This is a genomic window from Nocardia sp. NPDC050412, from assembly GCF_044458825.1.
Classification (GTDB): domain Bacteria; phylum Actinomycetota; class Actinomycetes; order Mycobacteriales; family Mycobacteriaceae; genus Nocardia.
Genome location: NZ_JBITIJ010000015.1, coordinates 164,299 through 183,125 on the forward strand (window position 1 = coordinate 164,299; position 18,827 = coordinate 183,125).

Genomic DNA, 18,827 nt, shown 5'->3' on the forward strand with positions numbered 1-18,827 from the left:
CGTCACCTGATACGCACACGGTGCTCAACGACGACTCACGCTGAATTCGCCCGCAGCTACGGACATCCGTCGACCGTGGTATATCCGATGCTGGCGCTGTGCACCGTCGTCGGGCTGTCGGTGGAAGACCTCCGCCGACATCTACGCCGACCCACACACCGCCGCGCGGGAAATGCTCGTACCGATCGAACAACCCGGCAGCGACACCCCGGTTACCGTCGCCGGTCAGCCCATCAAACTGACCCGCACACCCAGCCGGGTCTACGGGCGCGGCCCAATGCTCGGTGAGCACGATGTCGACGGCATCATCGCCGAGTGGAACTTCACTTGACGCCATCCGCAAAACCTCTGTCCGACACAAGGATATCCACTGGGCGAGGCGATCTCGGCGCACAACCAACGGAGTAGACCGATGCTCGAGGACCACGTGACTGGAGGCCGGAAGGTCATGACCCCGGACCATCAGATCGGCCTGTTCGCCAGTGGCACAATTGAAGTGCTCGACCCTCTCGTAAGGTTTCGATCCGCCGGTGTGCTGATAGGGCGAGCAGACACTGGCAAACCTCTGGAATTCAAGCACAAACATCGCCCACGGCCGCCATGTCAACGACCAGCTCCACCGACGCGAACCCGACACCCAGGAACTCCAACTCCAAGTGCGACCGTCACCGCCGCGCGGATAGATGGCCGTTGGATCGATCGCCGCCAACCCGACGGGCGATCGATGGCGAGAACGCACGACCGGCGATCGGTGGGTGGGCCGCCGATCGCCTGTCGTAGGTATGGATTTGTCATCGCGACAGCGAGTTGCGCAGATCGGTGATGGTGGCGCGGCGCGCGTAGGCGATCCAGGCGAAGATCGCGGCGAGCACCAGTGGGAAGATCCCCATCAAGGGCTTGTCGGCGATGAAAGCCTGCGTCCCGGCGGCGAGCACGGTGAGGACCGACAGACCCGCGGCAGCCAGGGCACTGAGCCGTGGCACCATCAGGCCGATACCGCCGGCGACCTCCGCAACTCCGATGAAGATGAGCAGCCCGAGGGGGATGGTCAGATTCTCGGGGGCGTTGTCGGTCAGGGCGTTCGGCACAACGAGCTTCGGCCCGCCGGAGGCGATGATGAAGAACAGGCCGAGCAGGATCTGCAGGGTCCACAGGACGCGGTTGCCGATCTTGCCGGGACGGTCGGTGACGTCGCTGGAGAAGTCGGCGGAGGGGTTGGCGGTGGTCATTTCTGGTCCTTCTGGTCGGTCGCGCCGGGTTGGTAGCGCGTTCAACAGATAGGACGGAGCACCGTCCGAGGACTCATCGCTGTCCGCGAAGATTTACCACACCGAGGGCACCGGCACCGAAGCCTGGATGACACCAGCATCGCCCGCAACGATCGACTCATGAGCGATTGACCGGCCCGGGTACCGGCATCGCGACGCTCAGACCGGCGACATGTCCACGACGCCCGCCGTTTTCCAGTTGCCCATGGCGCTGGCTGCCCGCCGCCACATCGCGATGCGATTGGGCCTGCCCGCCCACATACTCGGCGTGACAGGCCTAGACGATGCCGAATACCGGGCGATGCTCCAATTCGGCGACAGCACTGTGCGACTCGCTGAGATTGCTCGCAAATCCGGGCACGCCGTCGAAGCCGTTGACGAGCTGTGGCGCATCCTGCGTCGGGTCGCGGGCACCGAACGACCGGTGCATGTCGGTTCATCGACGATGACGGAAACGAAGTCGACGAAAGCTCCATGGCACTGATTTCGACGGCCGCCTCCCCCGGCCGGAAGTAGCGCAGCTTTCAGATCAGACGCGACCCTCCAGGCTCCATGACCGGACGCGAACGAACGAGGCAGGCCCTACGGCCCGCTCCGTGCAATTCGGAGCAGGCGGCCTTCGCCGGCGGCCGCCGCGCCTGACGGATGGTCTGGTTGGTGATCCGCGCATAGTGGGCGGTCATCCGGGACGACTCGTGATCAGGGAGAACGCGTACGACTTCCTGCGGGACGTCACGGTTGATCAGTCGGCAGGCAAAGGTGTGCCGGGTCCTCATCGAGGATCCCAAGAGAGCAGTTCGACAGCTTATCGACCTGGTTTTCGCAGGTCGATCTGTGTGTTTAACGCATGTGTCCCTCTCCGGGCACAGACACTACGTCATGTCACCCGTTCAACCTGCGGTTATGCAGGAAGGGTGGCTGGCGGCGTCGAGCCGATCGGCGCAGAACCGCAGGTGGGAGCCCTGGGGGTTCAATTCGGGTTCAGCTGAGAAAATCCTGAGTAAACCGGCATGTCGCCCGGTGAATCACGGGCCGTCATATCACGGAATTCTTTCCAGCTCTGCGGATATCGGTCGAGGCCTTCACTCGATCTGAGATACGGCCCCGCTCGCCACGCCGATCAGCGGGACCTTCTGCGGAACGTTCGCCCGTTCGCCTCCTCGGTCGAGACCGCCCGGTCGACGCTCACACGCCGATCGCATGACAGCGCGGGATCAACGGAACTCAGAGTCGTCGTCCCCAAAGGATCCACCTGACTTCATGCCGACGCTGCTCACGCCCTACTGCACCTCCCCCAAAATGCCGCGGAGGGACCTCGGTTCGGCCAGTTCAACTTATGGCTGGCCGAACCACCCGATCCGTCACCGACCTGTGAACAGCTCGGCGGCCGTCGGCGGGTCCGCTCCGCGGCGGCCGCAGGTCAGCGCTGCGACCATCGTGGCCTCGTCGAGAATGGCGGTGAGGACGTGCTTCGGGATGGCACGCAAGGCTTCTCGGTACGCGGCACCGAGCAGATGGTGATCGCGCAGACCGGCGAGAATGCCTGCCGTGAACGCGTCTCCGGCGCCGACCGTGTCGATCACCTCGACGGGGCGGCCGGGGCGATGGATGGGAGTGGCGTCTGCGGCAGTGGCGGCAAGTGCGCCGTCGGGGCCCAGTGTCACGATCACGAGAGCAGGGCCGCGGGCGGACCAGTCGGCGACCACCTCCTCGGGGTTGCGGCCCGGGTACAGCCAGGACAGATCCTCGGCGCTAGCCTTCACGATGTCGGCACGGGCGATCATGGCGTGTACTCGGTCCAGGGTGTTGTCGCGAATCATCAACTGCGGGCGGAAATTCGGGTCGTAGCTGATGGTGGCGGTAGACCGGGCACGGTCCACCAGGCGGGTCAAGGCATCGGCGCCAGGGGGCACGGTCAGCGCCAGTGAGCCGGTGTGCAAGGCCAGCACGCTGCCGTCGAGCGCGGTGGACAGTTCGGAGTCGGTCCACTGCCAGTCGGCCGTGCCGTTGACGCGAAAGTCATAGTGCGGCATGCCATCCGGGTCGACATCGACGATCGCCAGTGAGGTCGGCTCGGTGGCGTCCACGACATGATCGAGGGCGACGGCGTTGTCCCGCAGGTGGTTTCGGATGCGATGGCCCAGCGGGTCGCCGCCCAAGCGGGCCAGCATCCGCACCGGCACGCCCAGCCGGGCCAAGCCGACGGCCACGTTCGCGGGGCTGCCGCCGGGCACCGCCTGGAAGCGATCGGGGGCGCCGGCTAGCACCAGGTCCACCAGCGCCTCCCCCGCGACCGCGATCAGGCCGCGATCGGCCACGGCCTCAGTGGTGGACACGGTTGTTGTCGACCTCCGCACCGGCCATCGCGCCGGTCATGATCGCCACCGCATCGGACATGGAGAATTCGTGCGGGCGGATCACCGCGACTCGGCGGCCGAGCCGCTGGATGTGCACCCGGTCGGCGATCTCGAACACGTTCGGCATGTTGTGGCTGATCACAATGACGGCCAAGCCGCGGTCGCGGACCTCGCGGATCAGATCCAGCACCATACCGGTCTCCTTGACACCCAGCGCTGCCGTTGGCTCGTCCATGATCACCACGTGCCGCGCGAAGGCCGCGCCGCGCGCGACCGCGACACCCTGGCGCTGGCCGCCGGACAGTGTCTCCACCGCTTGCTTCATAGATCGGATCCCGATCTTCAGATTCGACATGTGCTGCTGCGATTCTCGCACCATGCGATCCTTGTCGATCATCCGGAACACCGAGCCGAGGATGCCGCGGCGCCGCAGTTCCCGGCCCAGGAACAGGTTGTCGGCGATATCGAGGGCTGGTGCCACCGCCAGCTCCTGATAGACGGTCTCGATACCGGCCCGGCGGGCGTCGGTCGGGCGCCGGAAGCGCACCCGTTTGCCGTCGAGCAGGATCTCGCCCTCATCCGGGATCAGCGCCCCGGACAGCGCCTTGATCAGCGAGGATTTCCCGGCACCGTTGTCGCCGATGACCGCGAGGATCTCGTTCGGCAGCAGGTCGAAATCCGCGCCGTCGAGCGCAGTGACCTGACCGTAGCGTTTCACCAGGCCCTTTGCCTGCAGCACCGGCTGTACCGCGGCCTGAGCTCCGTCGCCTGCGGTGGTGGCGTCGCTTGCGGTGGCTGTCTCGCTCATTTCTGCCTCCTGCGGTTGAGCTGGTCCACGGCCACCGCAGCAATCACCAGGATGCCGGTGATCAGCGTCTGGTAGATCGACGGCACCCCCGTCAGTTGCAGGCCGTTACGGATGATGCCGACGATGAGCGCGCCCAGTAGCGTGCCGATCACGCTGCCACGTCCGCCGAACAGGCTGGTGCCGCCGAGTACCACGGCGGTAATCGAGTCCAGATTGTCGGTCTGGCCGGCATTCGGGTCACCGACGCCGGTGCGGGCCACCAGCAGCAGCGCCGCCAAGCCGTAGATCAGGCCCGCGACCGTGTAGACGGCGAGAAGCACACGACGAGTGTCGATGCCGCTGAGCCGCGCCGCCTCCGGGTTATTGCCTACGGCGTAGACGTGCCGCCCTGCCGCTGTCAGCCGCAGCCCGTACCAGGTGATCGCGAACAACACCAGCATCGCCACCGACCCGTAGGTGATGTCGGTCTCGCCCAGCGGAAATGTCTTGTCGAAGAACGTGAGTGCGCCCGGCAGACCCGAAATCGTCTGTTCCTGCGAGTAGATGTGGGTGAGCGCGAACGCGATGCCATACGTGCCGAGAGTGACGATGAACGGTGGCAACTTGATCAGGCTCACCAGCGTGCCGTTGAGCAACCCGAACGCGGCCGTCAGCGCCAGCCCGAGCAGAATCGCCAGTGGCACAGGCAAACCCGTGTCGACGGCCAGCTTGGCGATCGCGATGTTGCCCAGCGCCATCACCGCACCGTTGGACAGATCGATACCGGCGGTGAGGATGATCAGCGTCTGGCCGATCGCCAGCGTGCCGACCACCATCACCTGCTGCACGATCAGCGAAAAGTTGTCACCGGCCAGGAATCGGTCGGACTGGGCGGTGAAGTAGACCACCGCGATCAGGATCGCGATCACCGGTCCGACGTTCGGCACCGACAGAATCCGGTTCAGCGCTGTGTGTTTCGGCTCCGGCGGTGCGGGAGACGTTGTAGTTGCGGTCATGCGAATCCTCGCTCGTCGACGAAATCAGGTGGACCGGGCCGAGCGCACACCGGGACAACGAGGGCCGTCACCGTCCCGGCATACGGCGCAGCGTCCTTCGCCGTCCCGGCGTGCTTTCCGGCTGGGGACGGGCGTTCTCAGCCCCAGCAGTTGTCCAGGCCGTACTGCACGTCCTTGGAGTCGACGCCGGCCTGCGGCTTGGCGGTGATCAGTGTGACGCCGGTGTCGGTGTAGCCGCTGGTCTTGTTGCCGTTCCTGGCGTAATCGACGATCGCCTGCACGCCCGCACTGGCCATCTTCAGCGGGTACTGCTGCGAGGTCGCCGCGATCTTGCCGTCGCGGACCGCCTGCACGCCGGTGCACCCACCGTCAACGGAGACGATCATCGCCTGGTTCTCCTTGCCGGCGGTCTTCAGCGCGGTGTAGACACCCAGCGCGGACGGCTCGTTGATGGTGTAGACCAGGTTGATGTCCGGATCCTTCTGCAGGCAGGTTTCCATCGCCGTCTGCGACTTCGCTTGGTCGCCCTGAGCGGGCTGCGCACAGACCACGTTCGGGGCGGTGACGTACTGCGTCATGTCCTGAGTGGCCTGCGCGGCGCCGTAACCGGACAGGAATCCGTTGTGCCGCAATACGCCGACGGTCACGCCGGGGTTGAGGTCGATCATCGCGATCTTCACCGGCTTGTCACCCTGGACGGCCTTGGCATAGGTGCCGATCAATTGGCCTGCAGTGAAATTATTGGTGGCGAACAGCGCGTCGACCGCACTCTGGGGATCGGTCGGGGTGTCCAGGGCAATCACTTCGACGCCCTTGGCACGGGCCTTCTCGACTGCGGGGACGATCGCCTTCGTATCGCTGGCAGTGAGCAGGATGCCCTTGGCTCCCGCATTGACCATGTTCTCGATCGCCGTCACCTGGCTGGCGTTGTCACCGTCGAACTTGCCTGCGGCGGTGAGCAATTTGACGCCAGCGGCATCGGCCTGCTTCTGGGCACCCTCCTTCATCTTCACGAAGAAGGGGTTGGTGTCGGTCTTGGTGATGAGCCCGACGACGACCTGCCCGTTGTTGCTGTTGCTCGCCCCCTTGCCGCAGGCGGCGACGGAGAAGGCCAGAGAGGTGACCGCGAAACAGACGGCGGCGATGCGGACGACACGAGAGGACATCGGTGTACTCCTGCAGGTACTACTTAGACAACGTTGTCAGAGACCATATAGCGTGATCTACGCCACGTCTAGACGTTTCTTCTAGCATATTTGACGGTTCTCGGACCGAACACGAGCGAACGGAGAGGGTTGCCATGTCAGCGTTGTCAGAATCCCAGGCGCCACGCCGGGGCGCCACCATGCGCGATGTGGCGGCGCTGGCGAGGGTGAGTATCAAGACGGTGTCGCGCGTGGTCCGCGGCGAAGGCGGCGTATCGCCGGAACTGGCCGCGCGGGTCACCGATGCGGCAACCATGCTCGACTATCGGCACAACCTGGCGGCCAGCACGTTGCGCGGGCACGGCCAGAAGACCGCCGCGATCGGTCTGGTACTGATGGATGTCGCGAACCCGTACGCCTCGGCGCTGCACCGGGCGGTCGAGGATTTCGCGCACAGCCGGGGCACCCTCGTCTTCGCGGTGAGCAGCGACGAGAACCCGGCCCGCCAGCGCGAGGTGCTGGACGCCCTGCTGTCCAGACGAGTGGATGGGCTGATCGTAATGCCGGTGGGCACCGATCACGGCTCTCTGCTGCACGAGCAGCGTCGCGGTACCCCGGTCGTATTCGTGGACCGCATGCCGGCCACCACCGAAATCGACAGCGTCACAGTCGACAATCGCACCGGCTCCCGCCTTGCCGTCGAACACCTGGCCGCCGCAGGCCACCGCCGTATCGCCTATCTCGGTGACCTGCATACGATCTGGACCGCTGCGGAACGTTACGCCGGCTACATCGAGGGCCTCGCCCACACCGGCATCCCCCTCGATCCGGACCTGATCTGCGCCGACCTGCACTCCGCGGCGGCCGCCGAGGCCGCCGCTGGGGCGCTGCTCGACCGCCCGGACCGCCCCACCGCCCTGTTCGGCGCCCAGAATCTGGTGACCGTTGGTGTGCTGCAAGCGATCCGGAAGCGTGGCTTGCAAAACCGGATTGCTGTTGTCGGTTTCGACGATCTGCCGCTGGCCGAACTGCTGCAGCCAGCGCTCACCGCCATCACCCAGGATCCGGCGACGATCGGCCGCGTCGCCGCCGAAATCCTTTTCGCCCGCCTGGATGGTGACGACGGACTCCCCCGCCACGAGGTGATACCCACCCGCCTACTGGTCCGCGGTTCCGGCGAGATCTCTGCAGACCTTCGGTCACCTCACAGTCAATAGCCAGGATGCTTCATACTCATTGCACAGCTGGTGTATATAACCGACGACACAGCTGTCGGCAGCGCGTAAAGGACGCTTGGCCGCGGCCAACACCTTTCTGCGGGTGGCGTCCTGCTGCTGTGCCCTCGCCAGACGAACCCTCGGTCCCTTCACTGTTCACTTGCTTCCTGCGGCACCGCGCAGCGTAGTGACACGTATTGCTGACAAAGAGACGCTATTCCAGCTTCAAGTCATACTCGTGGAATGTGGTATCGCAAGTGCCTATTGGCTCAATAGGCACGCGGCCTGCAGCGCGTACACGAACCGAGTGCGACAGTGGCGTTGGCGAGTGCGCCGACTGCCTCGTCGAGAGGTAGGGCGATGTCGGCGGGCGGGACGCGACCGCCGGGGGCCGGAGATCACGCACCGGATCGTTCGACCGCGCCGTGCGCCGCTGCGACCATAACCAACCCTGCATGCCGTGTCACCTGATGTCGCGGGCTCGTTCCGCCGTATGCAAACCAGCTCGCTCACCCAACTGGACGCTCGGGTCACCTTTTGTTCTATCGTGGTTCACTTCTTTTGCCGCGGAACGGCTTCCGTCGTGCTTTGTTTGTAGCTAGGTTGTTCGTGGCCGCTGCACGAGGCGGCCATGGCGAGGTCCGAGTGCGGGAGGTTCGGCGGGGTGGATCCGGTGGCATTGGTGGCGGCCGCGGTAGCGGCGGGTGCCACCGCGGGCTTGACCGATACCGCGAAACAGGGAGTGCTCGACTCCTATCAATCGCTGCGCGGATTGATCACCCGCCGGTATCGCTCTGTGGACGTGGGTGTGGTGGAGGCACGGCCGGAAGCCGGTTCGCGGCGAGTGGTGCTCGCCGAGGAATTGGCGCGGGCAGGCGCCGCGGACGATCAGGAGTTGCTGACGGCGGCGCATCAGCTCCTACAGCTGATCGAGGAGCACTCGCCACAGGCCGCCCAGGCCGTGGGTGTGACGTTGACCCGGGTCCGAGCCGGTGAGCTGAAGATCACCGACATCGAGAGTAGCGGAAGCGGTGTGATCGCCACGGACACAACAGTGTCCGGAACACTGAAGATCGAAGGGCTCCGGGCCGGTGTGCAGGAGCCGCCACACCCTTCGCAGGCGCGGCGGTAACCGGGCATTCCGCTGCGCCCACATTCATGGCGCCTGTCTCCGCGACTGGGGTGACGGTCGGCGGGGACTTCATCACCACCTATCGGTTCGCGGGCGCCTCGCCGGTGGTCACTGAGGCACCCCTCGTCGAGCTGGTGGAGCGGCGGGGAGCGGGGGGCGGACTCCCGCTGATCACCGAGCTGGATCCCTACATGCTGGGGGCCACACCGTCGCGCTTCGGCGAACCCGGCCGGTTCGGTGGTGCCGACCCGTATGTGCCGCGCACCCACAACGCGGTCGATATCCGCTTGGCCGCGGCGTTGTCCGGTGACCGCCTCACGGTGGTGGTCGGCCCTTCGAAGGCAGGCAAGACACGCAGCCTGTTCGAAGCCGTCAGCAAGGCGCTGCCCACGGCCAGAGTCCTGGTGCCCACCCCCGAGTCGCTCGCTCAGATACCGGCCTGCGCGGAGTTCGTCGACTGCCCGGAGCAGATCGTGGTCTGGCTGGACAACCTGGACAGGTTCGTCACGACCAGTCGGCCGCTGACGCTGTTGACACTCAGCCGCCTCACCGCGCGCGCGGCACCGACCGTCGTGGTCGCTACGCTGCGGTGCGAAGCTCGCGACCGATTGCACTATGGCAGTGAGGATCTCGCACACGACACGCGGGTGGTGCTGCAGCAGGCCATCCAGATCGATCTGTCCTCGACCAGCAACAGTCTCATCGAGCACGCCGATGCCGCGGCCGCCTACCCGTCGCTGAACCTGGACCGGTACGGACTCGCCGAAGTCCTCGCCGGCGCACCCGAACTGCTGAAGCACTACGACGATTCCCGCTACCGGAATCCCGTGCTGCACACCGTGATCCAAGTCGCCGTGGACTGGGTCCGCGTCGGGCGCACGGACCCGATCCCCGAACCCGTCCTGGCCGAACTCGCCATGGCGATCGCCGAAGAGCAGTACCCCGAGCTCGAGGTCGGTACCGATCAGGTGCAGGACGCGATCGTCGCCGCCCGTACTCCCTCCCCGAGTGTCGGGCACGTCGCGCTCCTGCTCACCGATCGCCTCCCCGACCGCTCCCGCGCATACCGGCCGTTCGATTACCTCGTCGCGGCAGACGACGGTCAGCACCGCTCGCCACGCCCTATCTCCACCGATTTCTGGCACTTGGCCACCGAGAACGCCGACGTCGATGTGCTGGTTTCCGCAGGCTTGACTGCGTTCTTCCGGGGCCGGGCATCGGTCGTGGAGAAACTTTGCCGCCGCGCCGCCGAGGCCGGTGATCTGAACGCGATGTTCAACCTCGGAGTCCTGCTGTACGAGCGCGGCGACACGCACGAGGCCGAAGCATGGTGTCGACGCGCCGCCGACGCTGGCGATCTGTCCGCCATGTTCAACCTCGGCGTTCTGTTGCACGAGCGCGGCGACACGCACGGCGCCGAGACCTGGTGGCGCCGGTGCGCCGAAGCCGGAGATCTCAATGCAATGTCCAATCTCGGTGTCCTGCTTCGAAAACGCGGAGAAGCGGAGGAAGCCGAGACTTGGTACCGTCACGCCGCCGCGGCTGGTGACCTGTCCGCCATGTTCAATCTCGGTGTCCTGCTGGGTAAGCGGAGCGAACTGGCGGAGGCGGAGATCTGGTACCGCCGCGCAGCCGCCCGCGGTCATACGTCGGCCGAATTCAATCTCCAGGTCCTGCTCAACAAGAAGCCGCCCGAAGCACCGGTCGGGTGCGCCACCGACACCACAGAACACCCTGCGGGCAGACCGCAGAGCGCGCTGACACTTCCGGCGGCATGGGCGTGGGCCGAATACTGGGCGGCCCGACGTAGATTGAAGCCGAGGCCGGACGCCGACAGCTCCACATCCACGCCCGGTTAGCCTTCAGCACCCGCGAGGACGACCAACCGACTCCGCTCGCTGCCCGTTCCTGTTCAACCTGTACACCCCGCCGCCCGGCAACTCGTTGCGGTGGCCATCCCCCGCCCCGGTGATGACGACGCCACCGAATTCGCCCCTCCGCGAATTAGAGGAGGCCCTGCAAGAACTGCGCTCGCGGTGGAGTCTGCGGAAGATCCTGCGGGTGGATGCCCGCTCGAACTCTCATCGGCGCTGACCTGCGTGTTCTCGGCTGACCGCCGATAATCGTTTGAGCAGATCAGGGGGCGCGGGTGTCCGACGGCGCGTTCGGCGATGCGCATTGGTGATAGACACCTACAATAGGCGCTGGCCGAAGTCGTTGCGGGACCGATCTCGTGGAGGCGTCATGACCAGAGCTCTAATCATCGTCGACGTACAGAACGACTTCTGCGAGGGCGGTTCAGTGGCCGTCGCAGGCGGAGCCGCGCTGGCCGAACGGATCAGCGAATATCTGCGTGCCAGCGACTACGCCGCGATCACCGCCACCCGTGACTACCACATCGACCCCGGTGCGCACTTCTCCGACAACCCAAACTTCGTCGACACGTGGCCGCCGCATTGCCGGATCGACACCGCCGGCGCCGACTTCCACCCGAACCTGGACACCGCGCCCATCGACGAGGTCTTCTTCAAAGGCGCCTACGCCGCCGCCTACTCCGGATTCGAGGGCGCCACCGAGGACGGCACGGCCCTCGCGGACTGGTTGCGCGCCAAGGGCATCGACACCGTCGACGTCTGCGGCATCGCCACCGACCACTGCGTTCGCGCCACCGCCCTCGATGCCCGCACCGCCGGCTTCGACACCCGGGTGCTCCTGGGCCTGTCCGCCGGCGTCTCCCCCGCCAACATCGAACGGGCCCTGGACGAACTCCAGGCGGCGGGCGTGGAGATCGCCGAAAACATCGACAGCTGACGGACACCCTCATCGGGCCGTCGTGTGCGGGCCCGTAGTCGGGCCTGCCGGCCCGCCTCACGCGCCCGCGGGCTGACTCGCATTGTCCCGAACACCAGAGGGCCGATGAGCAAGAATCTGCTTTAGACCAGGAGTTCTACCATTGAACGACATCGGCCTGGCAGCGGCGCTGGCTCGTATCGCGCCGACCACTAACCTTCTGATCTGTAGTCCCGGAATCGGTGCGAGCGGTTGTACTGGCCTGCGCGATCCGCGAACGCGGCGAACTGCGCGCTACCGCTTCACGCCAGTCACGGTAGCTGGCTGATCGGCGTCCATCGCTGGCAGCCTTCGGCAACCTTTTCAGTGTTCCTCGCCGATGTCCTCGGCGTCGGACCTCCAGGTCTCGAAGATCCGCAACCCGAGCAGTCCGAGCATCGCAACGAGCGCGAAGTCGAACCGGTGGGCGGAATCGCGCGCCGCGGTGAGCAGCGCTTCGAACTGTAGATGCGAAGGTCCGAGTGTCGGTGATTCGTTCGGTACTCGGGGTCGGCGGACGTACTCGGCCGGCGAGTGGTCCTTCGCGCCGTCGATGACGCACGTGCGCTAGAACCCGGTCACTACCGCGGTACGGCGGGGCAACGGTGGAGGGTTTGAACCGGCGGGTCTCCTGCATCCACCGCACGTACCGTTCGATCTCGGCGCGCACCGCTAACACCGGCAGGAGATGACGTTCGGTGCACCAGGTGAAGTAGAGGCGCAGATCAGATCCGCAATGGATACGGGAGCTGCCGGTGAACCGGGCCAGGTAGGCCGCGCTGGCCAGCCGCAGTACGAGATCGTCACCGGCGAAGGTGACGTCGATATCCGATGACGTACTCATGCTCCACGATGCCCAGAACACCAGCCGGATTCGCTCGGGTCGGGGCATCTCCGGACGTTTCGGTCGAGCGCTCGTAGGTCATCGGCTGGGACGTAGTCCGGCTCCGGCGATGGAGTTTCGGAGATAGGTATGCCGGACACCGGTCAGCTCGCTCTGCTCGGCGCGCAGTCGAGGACCTGTCCTGCATCTAGGATGTTCATGTAGGTCGGGCTGGCAAATTGTTTGCGCTTCAGGCTGATTGAGAGTTGTGCGCCGAGGACGCGCCCTCACCGTGGGTGCTGCGCATCGTGCGGCGCGCGAGGTTGGAGCGCCTGGGACGAGCGATGCAGCTGTCTCGTATGGAAAGGGGTGCCGTGGAACCCCACGAAGATGAGACGTTGCGCGGGTTGACCGAGGTGGTGCTGGGCGAACTGGCTGCGGGCAGGGTGCGGCGTGGCGGGCCGTTGCCTGCTGGTGGTCCGGCGGCGGTGAAGGTTTGTGTGACCGGTCGGGTCGGGTCGGTACTGCCGCAGGTTGGGATCGGCGCGGAGGTCGCGCTGCGGGAGCTGACGCGTGCGTTGGTGCTCGGGTCGGCAGACCCGACCGAGGCGTGGTGTGTCGGACACTTGCATTGCGCACCGTTGCCGGTGGCTGTCGCGGCCGATCTTGCCGCGTCCGCGCTGAACCCTTCGATGGATTCGTGGGACCAGGCTCCGGCGGCGGCGGCGATCGAGGCCGAGGTGGCGGCGGCGCTGGCCGCCCTGATCTACCCCGAGGCGGTGGCACCGGATGCGGTGATCACCAGCGGGGCAACGGAATCCAATCTAGTGGCGGTCCTGCTGGCCCGGGAGACTGCGCGCGCATCAGGGGGGTCCGCGGTGCAAGTGGTGTGCGGTGACAACGCGCATCACAGCGTGGCGCGGGCGGCCTGGCTGCTGGGCTTGCCCAAGCCGATCACGGTCAATTGTCCGACGGGGGTGCTGGCAGCCGCCGAGGTGGGGCGAGTCCTCCGCGGGCATCGGCGGTGGCCGGTGTTGGTGGTGGCGACCGCCGGTACCACCGATGCGGGATTGATCGACCCGCTGTCCGAACTGGCGGATGTGGTTGCCGCGCACGGTGCTTGGCTACACGTGGATGCCGCCTACGGTGGACCGCTGTTGTTCAGCGACGAACTGCGGTCGCGGCTGGCCGGTGTCGGCGCGGCGGATTCGGTGGCTTTTGATCTGCACAAGTTTGGTTGGCAGCCGGTGGCCGCGGGTGTGCTCGCCGTCCGCGATGCCGCTGTGTTGGCCGGGCTGGCGCATCGCACCGAGTATCTCAACGCCGACGATGACCTGACAGCGGGGCTGCCCGACCTGCTGGGCCGATCCATCCGTACCTCCCGGCGTCCCGACGCATTCAAGATCGCGGTGACCATGCGGGCGTTGGGCAAGGCGGGCCTGGCTGGATTGGTCGAGCATTGCGTGTGTGCGGCGGAGAAGTTCGCGCAGATCGTCGACACGCATCCGCGGATGCGGCGCCGCCCGGGCGCGGTGGGCATCAGCACTGTCCTGTTCCGGCCGGTCGTCGCCGACGAGTTGGGCTTCGAGGAGGGTGACGCGCTCGTTTCGCGGGTACGCCGGGAACTGCTTGCCGAGGGGCGCGCGGTGCTCGGTCGCGCCCGCGTCGCCGACAGCGACGGCCGTATCAAGCTGTGGCTCAAGGCAACTTTGCTGCATCCACAAACCAGCGGCGACGATCTCGCACCGCTGTTGGACCTCGTCGCCGACCTCGCCGGTTGAGGGGCGGATATGCTGCCCCCCGGCAACGACCGCACGGCACTGTGGACCTCCGCCGAGCGTTACCTCGGTGCCGGCACCCGCAACTACAGCCGCTACAGCGCCGAGATGCCGGTGTCGGCCGACTACCACCCCCAGGGCAGCGCGCCCGGATTTCAACTCCCGACATTCTGGGTCGACTCCGAACACGGTGAATACCGCCGCACCTCGGCCTCGTCACCGCTGCATGAGATCTACTCCCGCAACGACCGCTTGCTGCTCCCGGTCCATCCCGACACATTGGCGTTACCGCACCTGCCGGGCCGTGACCAACTCCTCACCATGGCTGCCGGACCGGTGCTCGACGTGATGCCGCTGGCGAACGCCCGCACCGTCCTCGTGCTCGGCGCCGACGGCGTCCCCACCGCACCGCATTTTCTGAAACTGCACTTCCCGCAACGGATCTCCCGCTTCCAGCGGACCATGAACGCGCCCGACCTCGGCCACGAGCTGTGGACCACTACGCAGCTGCACACTGCGGGCCTGCCCGTTCTCCGCGACCTCGGCGGCGGCTTGTTCGGCAGAGACCTCGGCACTGCCTGGGGCTACCTCGTCCGGGATTCACTCGTCCGCGACGGGCACGATTTCGACTACACAGTGCCGCTATTCGCCTTGTATGGCAACGATATTCGGTCACCCGACCGCCAGCCGTTGCTGCACCGTTTGGTGATTCGGGCCGGTGTCGAACCCGCGGCATTCCTGGCCGAGCACATCATCGAGCCGATGATCGCGTTCTGGGTACGGGCCGTGTTCTCCACCGGCTGCCTGCCCGAATTGCACGGACAGAACACGCTACTCAGCTTCACCCGCGACGGTCGCCACAGTCGAATTGCCTACCGCGACGGAGGGATCTACACCCTCGCCCCGCTACGCCACAGGTTCGGGCATCCCGCCGACCTGCCCCCGATGGACGTCGTGCCACGCGATGTCGCGGTCGACTGCGCTCACCTGATGAGCCTGGTCTACGACAGCTTCATGGGCCACCACGCCCTCACACGCTTGAACACATTGGCCACCGACCTGTTCGGCTTCGATCCCGACCTGCTGCCATCGCTCGCACGCAAAACATTCGCAGACAACGACGGAACCCAACTCGCCCTTCCCCACACCGTGTACTACTACGACGACACCTGCCCACCCGACCAAGGCTGGCGCCTCGCCGACACCGGACAAACACCGACCTGGCGATAACACTCGGCACACACCCGCTCCCCGGCGCGACCTAATCCGCTAATCGGCATTTCAGTGCATTGTGGGAGGCTGAACCGTTGGCCGGCGTCGTTCGCGGGCCGCAGCCGCAAGACTCGATATTGTGGTTCGCGCGAGCCACCGCTCGAGGTCGGCGGTCCCCGGAGCCGTGCTGGACCCTGGGCCGGTGGTGGCTGCCGTTCCGCACGCAACGGCGGCGGCGAGGCATTTCGCCGGCGGCCAGCCGGCGAGCAGACCATGAACGAAACCGACGTTGAAGCAGTCACCGGCTCCGGTGGTATCCAGAGCCGAAATCTCTGGTGCGGCAACGTCATAACGTTCTCCGTCGTGTGCCGCGGCGGCTCCGGCGCTGCCGAGTTTGATCACCACGGTCGGCACAAGTTCGTTCAGCCGCGATATCGCATCGTCCATGGTCGGCGCCCTGGTCAGCCGCAGTGCTTCCTCGGCGTTGGGCGCGAAGATATCGGTGGAAGCCAGCGCGGCTCGCACTCCGGGGGTGTCGACATCGACGTCGATGTCTTGGCAGTCCATCACTACGGTGGTGCCGAGGTGGCGGGCGAGCTCCAACGCGTGCACGGTGTCGGCGTCGTAGCGTAGTTGCGGCACCATCAGGACACGTGGTCGGTATTGCCGCAGCAGCGACGATAGCGGTTGCGGGGAGCTCGGGTCCTGGAAACTGACCATCGCACGCTCCTCGGGCGTGGACAGGGCGACGGTCAGGCTGCGTAGCGGGGTCGGCTGATGTCGGAAAGCGCTCTCGTCCACTCCTTCTGCGCGTGCCGCGTGCAGGACATGGGCGCTGAAGGGATCGGTGCCGAAGTCGGTCGCCCACACAACATCGTGCCCGAGCCGATGCGCGGCCATAGCCAGGGTGTAGGCGCCACCGGGCATCATTGTGAACCCATCGGCGAAGACCTCTCGGCCAGGTCGGACGGGCGCGGGTAGCCCGTGGAAGATCAGATCCACAAAATAGGCGCCCACCACGAGAATTTCCCGCCCGCCCGGCTCGTCTGTGCCCATCCGATGAGCGTACCGGGGGTGACGTGGCATATGTGGGAGGTCGAGACGGTCACGGCGGCACAGGGATTCACGCTGCGGGTGTTAGCTTTGGATTGGTGATGAGGATCCTGGTCACCGACTTGGACGGTACGTTGCTGGGCGGGGAGATCGCCGACCAGCGTCGGCTGTGCGCGGTGTTGGCCCGCCATCCCGAGGTGACGGTGGTTTTCGCCACCGGCCGCGGCGTGGCGTCGGTCGCCGAGGTGCTGTGTGATCCGCTGGTGCCGAGACCACGCTGGATCATCGCCGATGTCGGTGCCACCGTGGTCGACGGCACCGACCTGCGGCCGGTCGGCGATATTCAGGCCCATCTTCGTGCCGGATGGCCTGGGACACAACAAGTTCGGCAAGCGTTGAGCCGCTTCGGGCAACTGACATACCAGCGGGTGGCGCAGGACGGGCGCTGCTCGTACCACCTGGCACCGGGCCAGCTGACCGATGAACTCACCACCGCTGTCCAGGCGCTCGGATGCCGGTGGCTGTACTCCGCGGACCGCTACTTCGACGTCATGCCGCCCAACGCATCCAAGGGCAATGCTGTGGCGGCGCTGGCCGAAAAGCTCGGTTGGCCAATGGATTCCGTCCTGGTGGCCGGTGATTCGCTCAACGATGCATCGCTGTTCGAACTGGGCACACACGGCGTGATAGTCGGCGCCGCCGAGCCCGCCTTATACCGGGCGGTTCCCCTCGCCGCGCGTATCCGTCGCCCCGAACGTCCGGGCGCGGGCGGGATTCTCACAGCACTGCACGCGCTGGGGTGGGTCTCACCGGACAACTGCACCGAGGACCGGCACTGCCTGATAGTCGGCTATCACCGACCACCGGTCCCCCGAAGTGAGCAACGATCACCGTCCAGCCCCAACGGGATTCTCCCCAGCCTGACCGCCCTGTTCGCCCAAGGGTTACCGGGCATCTGGGTCGCCGCTCAGGTCGGCGAGGACGGTGTCGACGCACGCGAGCACGAGGCCCCGTTGTCACTACTGCCGGTAACCCCCGACGAATGGAGCGGCTACTTCCATCGCGCATGCAAGGACACACTGTGGCCGATCCTCATGTCCGAGCCGCATCGCATGCGCTTCGACACCGCGGCCTGGACCCACTATCGCGTGATCAACCAGCGATACGCCGAGCGTATCGGCGATCGAGCAGCGCACGGCGCGACCGTATGGCTACACGACTACAACCTATGGCTCGTCCCCGGCCTGCTTCGCCGAGTCCGCCCTGATCTGCGCATCGGACTGTTCCACCACACTCCGTTCCCGCCGCCGGTGGTGTTCGCCGCCCTGCCCACCGCAGACGAAATTCGTTCCTCGCTCATACAGTTGAACTGGGCTGGATTTCATACCAATGCCTTCGCCGACAACTTTCGACAAACCCTGGCCGGCCAGCCCACACTGCCGACCTTGGGTGTCCATCCGCTGGGTATCGACCGTCCAGCCATCGAAACACTCGCCCGCAGCCGCGCCTCGCGCACACAGCCCAGCCGACACCCATTGGTGCTCTCCGTCGAACGTCTCGATTACACCAAAGCCCCCGTACACAAGGTCGAGGCCATAGCGGCGTTGCTGGAGCAACGGCCGGACCTGCACAGCCGATTGGTGTTCCGGCTCGTCTGCCCACCACCAGAACCAGGCATCTCCGCCTACGACACCACTCGCAGCGCTCTCGAGCGACGCACCACCGAGATCAACGACGCCTGGCGTGTCGGCAGTTGGCAACCGATCGACTACATCCCGCACAACCTGCCGCTCTCCGAGGTGATGGACCACTACCTGGCCGCGGACGTGTTCTGGGTGACCTCCCTGCAGGACGGCATGAACCTGACCGCAAAGGAATTCGTCGCCGCCCAGTCGGCAGTGGCCGGACCCGGCTCCCGGCCCGGGGTGCTGGTGCTGTCCCGCTACGCCGGCGCCGCAACAGAACTCGGCGACGCCGCCCTACTCACCGACCCGCATTCCCCCGAAGACCTCACCGCCACACTCGCCCGCGCACTGTCCCTCGACCACACCGAGCGCCGCACTCGCGCGAAACGTCTGGCACACCTCTTAGGCCACGACCGCCCCATCGACTGGGCAACCCGCATCATCGACGCCATCCGTGTCCGCACCCCCGACCCGGCCGCAGCGCCGATCACCTACCAGCCGTCCTGATCGCGCAACTCGGCAGAT

Annotated in this window: 16 protein-coding genes; 9 read left to right on the top strand and 7 right to left on the bottom strand. The window is 66.1% G+C overall.

Annotated elements, in window-relative coordinates; genetic code table 11:
- The first annotated feature begins 172 nt into the window (after nucleotides 1-172).
- The gene (locus tag ACIBI6_RS33435; protein ID WP_396958882.1) at nucleotides 173-331 is read left to right on the top strand and encodes a hypothetical protein; all 159 of its coding nucleotides are present in this window, start codon (nucleotides 173-175) and stop codon (nucleotides 329-331) included.
- A gap of 460 nt (nucleotides 332-791) precedes the next feature.
- Here ACIBI6_RS33435 and ACIBI6_RS33440 read toward each other — a convergent pair whose 3' ends face one another.
- Nucleotides 792-1,229, bottom strand: coding sequence for a DoxX family protein (locus ACIBI6_RS33440; protein ID WP_364342227.1), 438 nt, complete (start codon nucleotides 1,227-1,229; stop codon nucleotides 792-794).
- 211 nt (nucleotides 1,230-1,440) lie between these two features.
- Between ACIBI6_RS33440 and ACIBI6_RS33445 the strand changes: the two genes are divergently transcribed.
- Entirely contained in the window at nucleotides 1,441-1,752 is a 312-nt protein-coding gene (locus ACIBI6_RS33445; RefSeq protein WP_364342230.1) for a hypothetical protein, read from the top strand.
- Nucleotides 1,753-1,792: 40 nt separating this feature from the next.
- Here ACIBI6_RS33445 and ACIBI6_RS33450 read toward each other — a convergent pair whose 3' ends face one another.
- The 5 genes from ACIBI6_RS33450 to ACIBI6_RS33470 all read right to left on the bottom strand — a co-directional run bounded on the left by ACIBI6_RS33450 (nucleotide 1,793) and on the right by ACIBI6_RS33470 (nucleotide 6,594).
- Nucleotides 1,793-2,044 (bottom strand): tyrosine-type recombinase/integrase, encoded by a 252-nt coding sequence (locus ACIBI6_RS33450; RefSeq protein ID WP_396958883.1) that lies wholly within the window; start codon nucleotides 2,042-2,044, stop codon nucleotides 1,793-1,795.
- A 585-nt stretch (nucleotides 2,045-2,629) separates the two neighbouring features.
- Nucleotides 2,630-3,604, bottom strand: a complete 975-nt coding sequence (locus ACIBI6_RS33455) for a carbohydrate kinase (protein WP_364342236.1) — start codon at nucleotides 3,602-3,604, stop codon at nucleotides 2,630-2,632.
- Nucleotides 3,591-4,433, bottom strand: a complete 843-nt coding sequence (locus ACIBI6_RS33460; protein ID WP_364342239.1) for an ATP-binding cassette domain-containing protein — start codon at nucleotides 4,431-4,433, stop codon at nucleotides 3,591-3,593. The genes ACIBI6_RS33455 and ACIBI6_RS33460 overlap by 14 nt, the downstream gene beginning before the upstream one ends.
- Nucleotides 4,430-5,428 carry an ABC transporter permease gene (locus tag ACIBI6_RS33465; RefSeq protein ID WP_364342242.1) on the bottom strand — a complete coding sequence of 333 codons (999 nt, stop codon included), beginning with the start codon at nucleotides 5,426-5,428 and terminating at the stop codon, nucleotides 4,430-4,432. The genes ACIBI6_RS33460 and ACIBI6_RS33465 overlap by 4 nt, the downstream gene beginning before the upstream one ends.
- Nucleotides 5,429-5,565: 137 nt before the next feature.
- Nucleotides 5,566-6,594 (bottom strand): sugar ABC transporter substrate-binding protein, encoded by a 1,029-nt coding sequence (locus ACIBI6_RS33470; RefSeq protein ID WP_364342245.1) that lies wholly within the window; start codon nucleotides 6,592-6,594, stop codon nucleotides 5,566-5,568.
- Between the two features lie 134 nt (nucleotides 6,595-6,728).
- Here ACIBI6_RS33470 and ACIBI6_RS33475 point away from each other — a divergent pair, with 134 nt between their 5' ends.
- The 6 genes from ACIBI6_RS33475 (at nucleotide 6,729) to ACIBI6_RS33500 (ending at nucleotide 15,582) form a co-directional block, all read left to right on the top strand.
- Nucleotides 6,729-7,790, top strand: coding sequence for a LacI family DNA-binding transcriptional regulator (locus tag ACIBI6_RS33475; protein WP_364342248.1), 1,062 nt, complete (start codon nucleotides 6,729-6,731; stop codon nucleotides 7,788-7,790).
- Nucleotides 7,791-8,421: 631 nt separating this feature from the next.
- The gene (locus ACIBI6_RS33480) at nucleotides 8,422-8,922 is read left to right on the top strand and encodes a hypothetical protein (protein ID WP_396958884.1); all 501 of its coding nucleotides are present in this window, start codon (nucleotides 8,422-8,424) and stop codon (nucleotides 8,920-8,922) included.
- 26 nt (nucleotides 8,923-8,948) lie between these two features.
- The gene (locus tag ACIBI6_RS33485; protein WP_364342254.1) at nucleotides 8,949-10,781 is read left to right on the top strand and encodes a tetratricopeptide repeat protein; all 1,833 of its coding nucleotides are present in this window, start codon (nucleotides 8,949-8,951) and stop codon (nucleotides 10,779-10,781) included.
- A gap of 385 nt (nucleotides 10,782-11,166) precedes the next feature.
- Nucleotides 11,167-11,733 carry an isochorismatase family protein gene (locus tag ACIBI6_RS33490; protein WP_396958885.1) on the top strand — a complete coding sequence of 189 codons (567 nt, stop codon included), beginning with the start codon at nucleotides 11,167-11,169 and terminating at the stop codon, nucleotides 11,731-11,733.
- 1,215 nt (nucleotides 11,734-12,948) lie between these two features.
- Nucleotides 12,949-14,355, top strand: coding sequence for a pyridoxal-dependent decarboxylase (locus ACIBI6_RS33495; protein WP_364342260.1), 1,407 nt, complete (start codon nucleotides 12,949-12,951; stop codon nucleotides 14,353-14,355).
- A 9-nt stretch (nucleotides 14,356-14,364) separates the two neighbouring features.
- Nucleotides 14,365-15,582 carry a hypothetical protein gene (locus ACIBI6_RS33500; RefSeq protein ID WP_364342263.1) on the top strand — a complete coding sequence of 406 codons (1,218 nt, stop codon included), beginning with the start codon at nucleotides 14,365-14,367 and terminating at the stop codon, nucleotides 15,580-15,582.
- Between the two features lie 51 nt (nucleotides 15,583-15,633).
- Here ACIBI6_RS33500 and ACIBI6_RS33505 read toward each other — a convergent pair whose 3' ends face one another.
- On the bottom strand, nucleotides 15,634-16,620 hold the full coding sequence (locus ACIBI6_RS33505; RefSeq protein ID WP_364342266.1) for a carbohydrate kinase family protein: 987 nt from the start codon (nucleotides 16,618-16,620) through the stop codon (nucleotides 15,634-15,636).
- Between the two features lie 98 nt (nucleotides 16,621-16,718).
- Between ACIBI6_RS33505 and ACIBI6_RS33510 the strand changes: the two genes are divergently transcribed.
- Nucleotides 16,719-18,809 carry a trehalose-6-phosphate synthase gene (locus tag ACIBI6_RS33510; RefSeq protein ID WP_396958886.1) on the top strand — a complete coding sequence of 697 codons (2,091 nt, stop codon included), beginning with the start codon at nucleotides 16,719-16,721 and terminating at the stop codon, nucleotides 18,807-18,809.
- The last annotated feature ends 18 nt before the right edge of the window (nucleotides 18,810-18,827 follow it).

Excerpts from the sequence above, each read along its gene's own strand:
- ACIBI6_RS33435 (WP_396958882.1), top strand. The coding sequence starts at position 173 with ATGCTCGTACCGATCGAACAACCCGGCAGCGACACCCCGGTTACCGTC.
- ACIBI6_RS33440 (WP_364342227.1), bottom strand. The coding sequence starts at position 1,229 with ATGACCACCGCCAACCCCTCCGCCGACTTCTCCAGCGACGTCACCGAC.
- ACIBI6_RS33445 (WP_364342230.1), top strand. The coding sequence starts at position 1,441 with ATGTCCACGACGCCCGCCGTTTTCCAGTTGCCCATGGCGCTGGCTGCC.
- ACIBI6_RS33450 (WP_396958883.1), bottom strand. The coding sequence starts at position 2,044 with ATGAGGACCCGGCACACCTTTGCCTGCCGACTGATCAACCGTGACGTC.
- ACIBI6_RS33460 (WP_364342239.1), bottom strand. The coding sequence starts at position 4,433 with ATGAGCGAGACAGCCACCGCAAGCGACGCCACCACCGCAGGCGACGGA.
- ACIBI6_RS33465 (WP_364342242.1), bottom strand. The coding sequence starts at position 5,428 with ATGACCGCAACTACAACGTCTCCCGCACCGCCGGAGCCGAAACACACA.
- ACIBI6_RS33470 (WP_364342245.1), bottom strand. The coding sequence starts at position 6,594 with ATGTCCTCTCGTGTCGTCCGCATCGCCGCCGTCTGTTTCGCGGTCACC.
- ACIBI6_RS33475 (WP_364342248.1), top strand. The coding sequence starts at position 6,729 with ATGTCAGCGTTGTCAGAATCCCAGGCGCCACGCCGGGGCGCCACCATG.
- ACIBI6_RS33480 (WP_396958884.1), top strand. The coding sequence starts at position 8,422 with ATGGCGAGGTCCGAGTGCGGGAGGTTCGGCGGGGTGGATCCGGTGGCA.
- ACIBI6_RS33485 (WP_364342254.1), top strand. The coding sequence starts at position 8,949 with ATGGCGCCTGTCTCCGCGACTGGGGTGACGGTCGGCGGGGACTTCATC.
- ACIBI6_RS33490 (WP_396958885.1), top strand. The coding sequence starts at position 11,167 with ATGACCAGAGCTCTAATCATCGTCGACGTACAGAACGACTTCTGCGAG.
- ACIBI6_RS33500 (WP_364342263.1), top strand. The coding sequence starts at position 14,365 with ATGCTGCCCCCCGGCAACGACCGCACGGCACTGTGGACCTCCGCCGAG.
- ACIBI6_RS33505 (WP_364342266.1), bottom strand. The coding sequence starts at position 16,620 with ATGGGCACAGACGAGCCGGGCGGGCGGGAAATTCTCGTGGTGGGCGCC.
- ACIBI6_RS33510 (WP_396958886.1), top strand. The coding sequence starts at position 16,719 with ATGAGGATCCTGGTCACCGACTTGGACGGTACGTTGCTGGGCGGGGAG.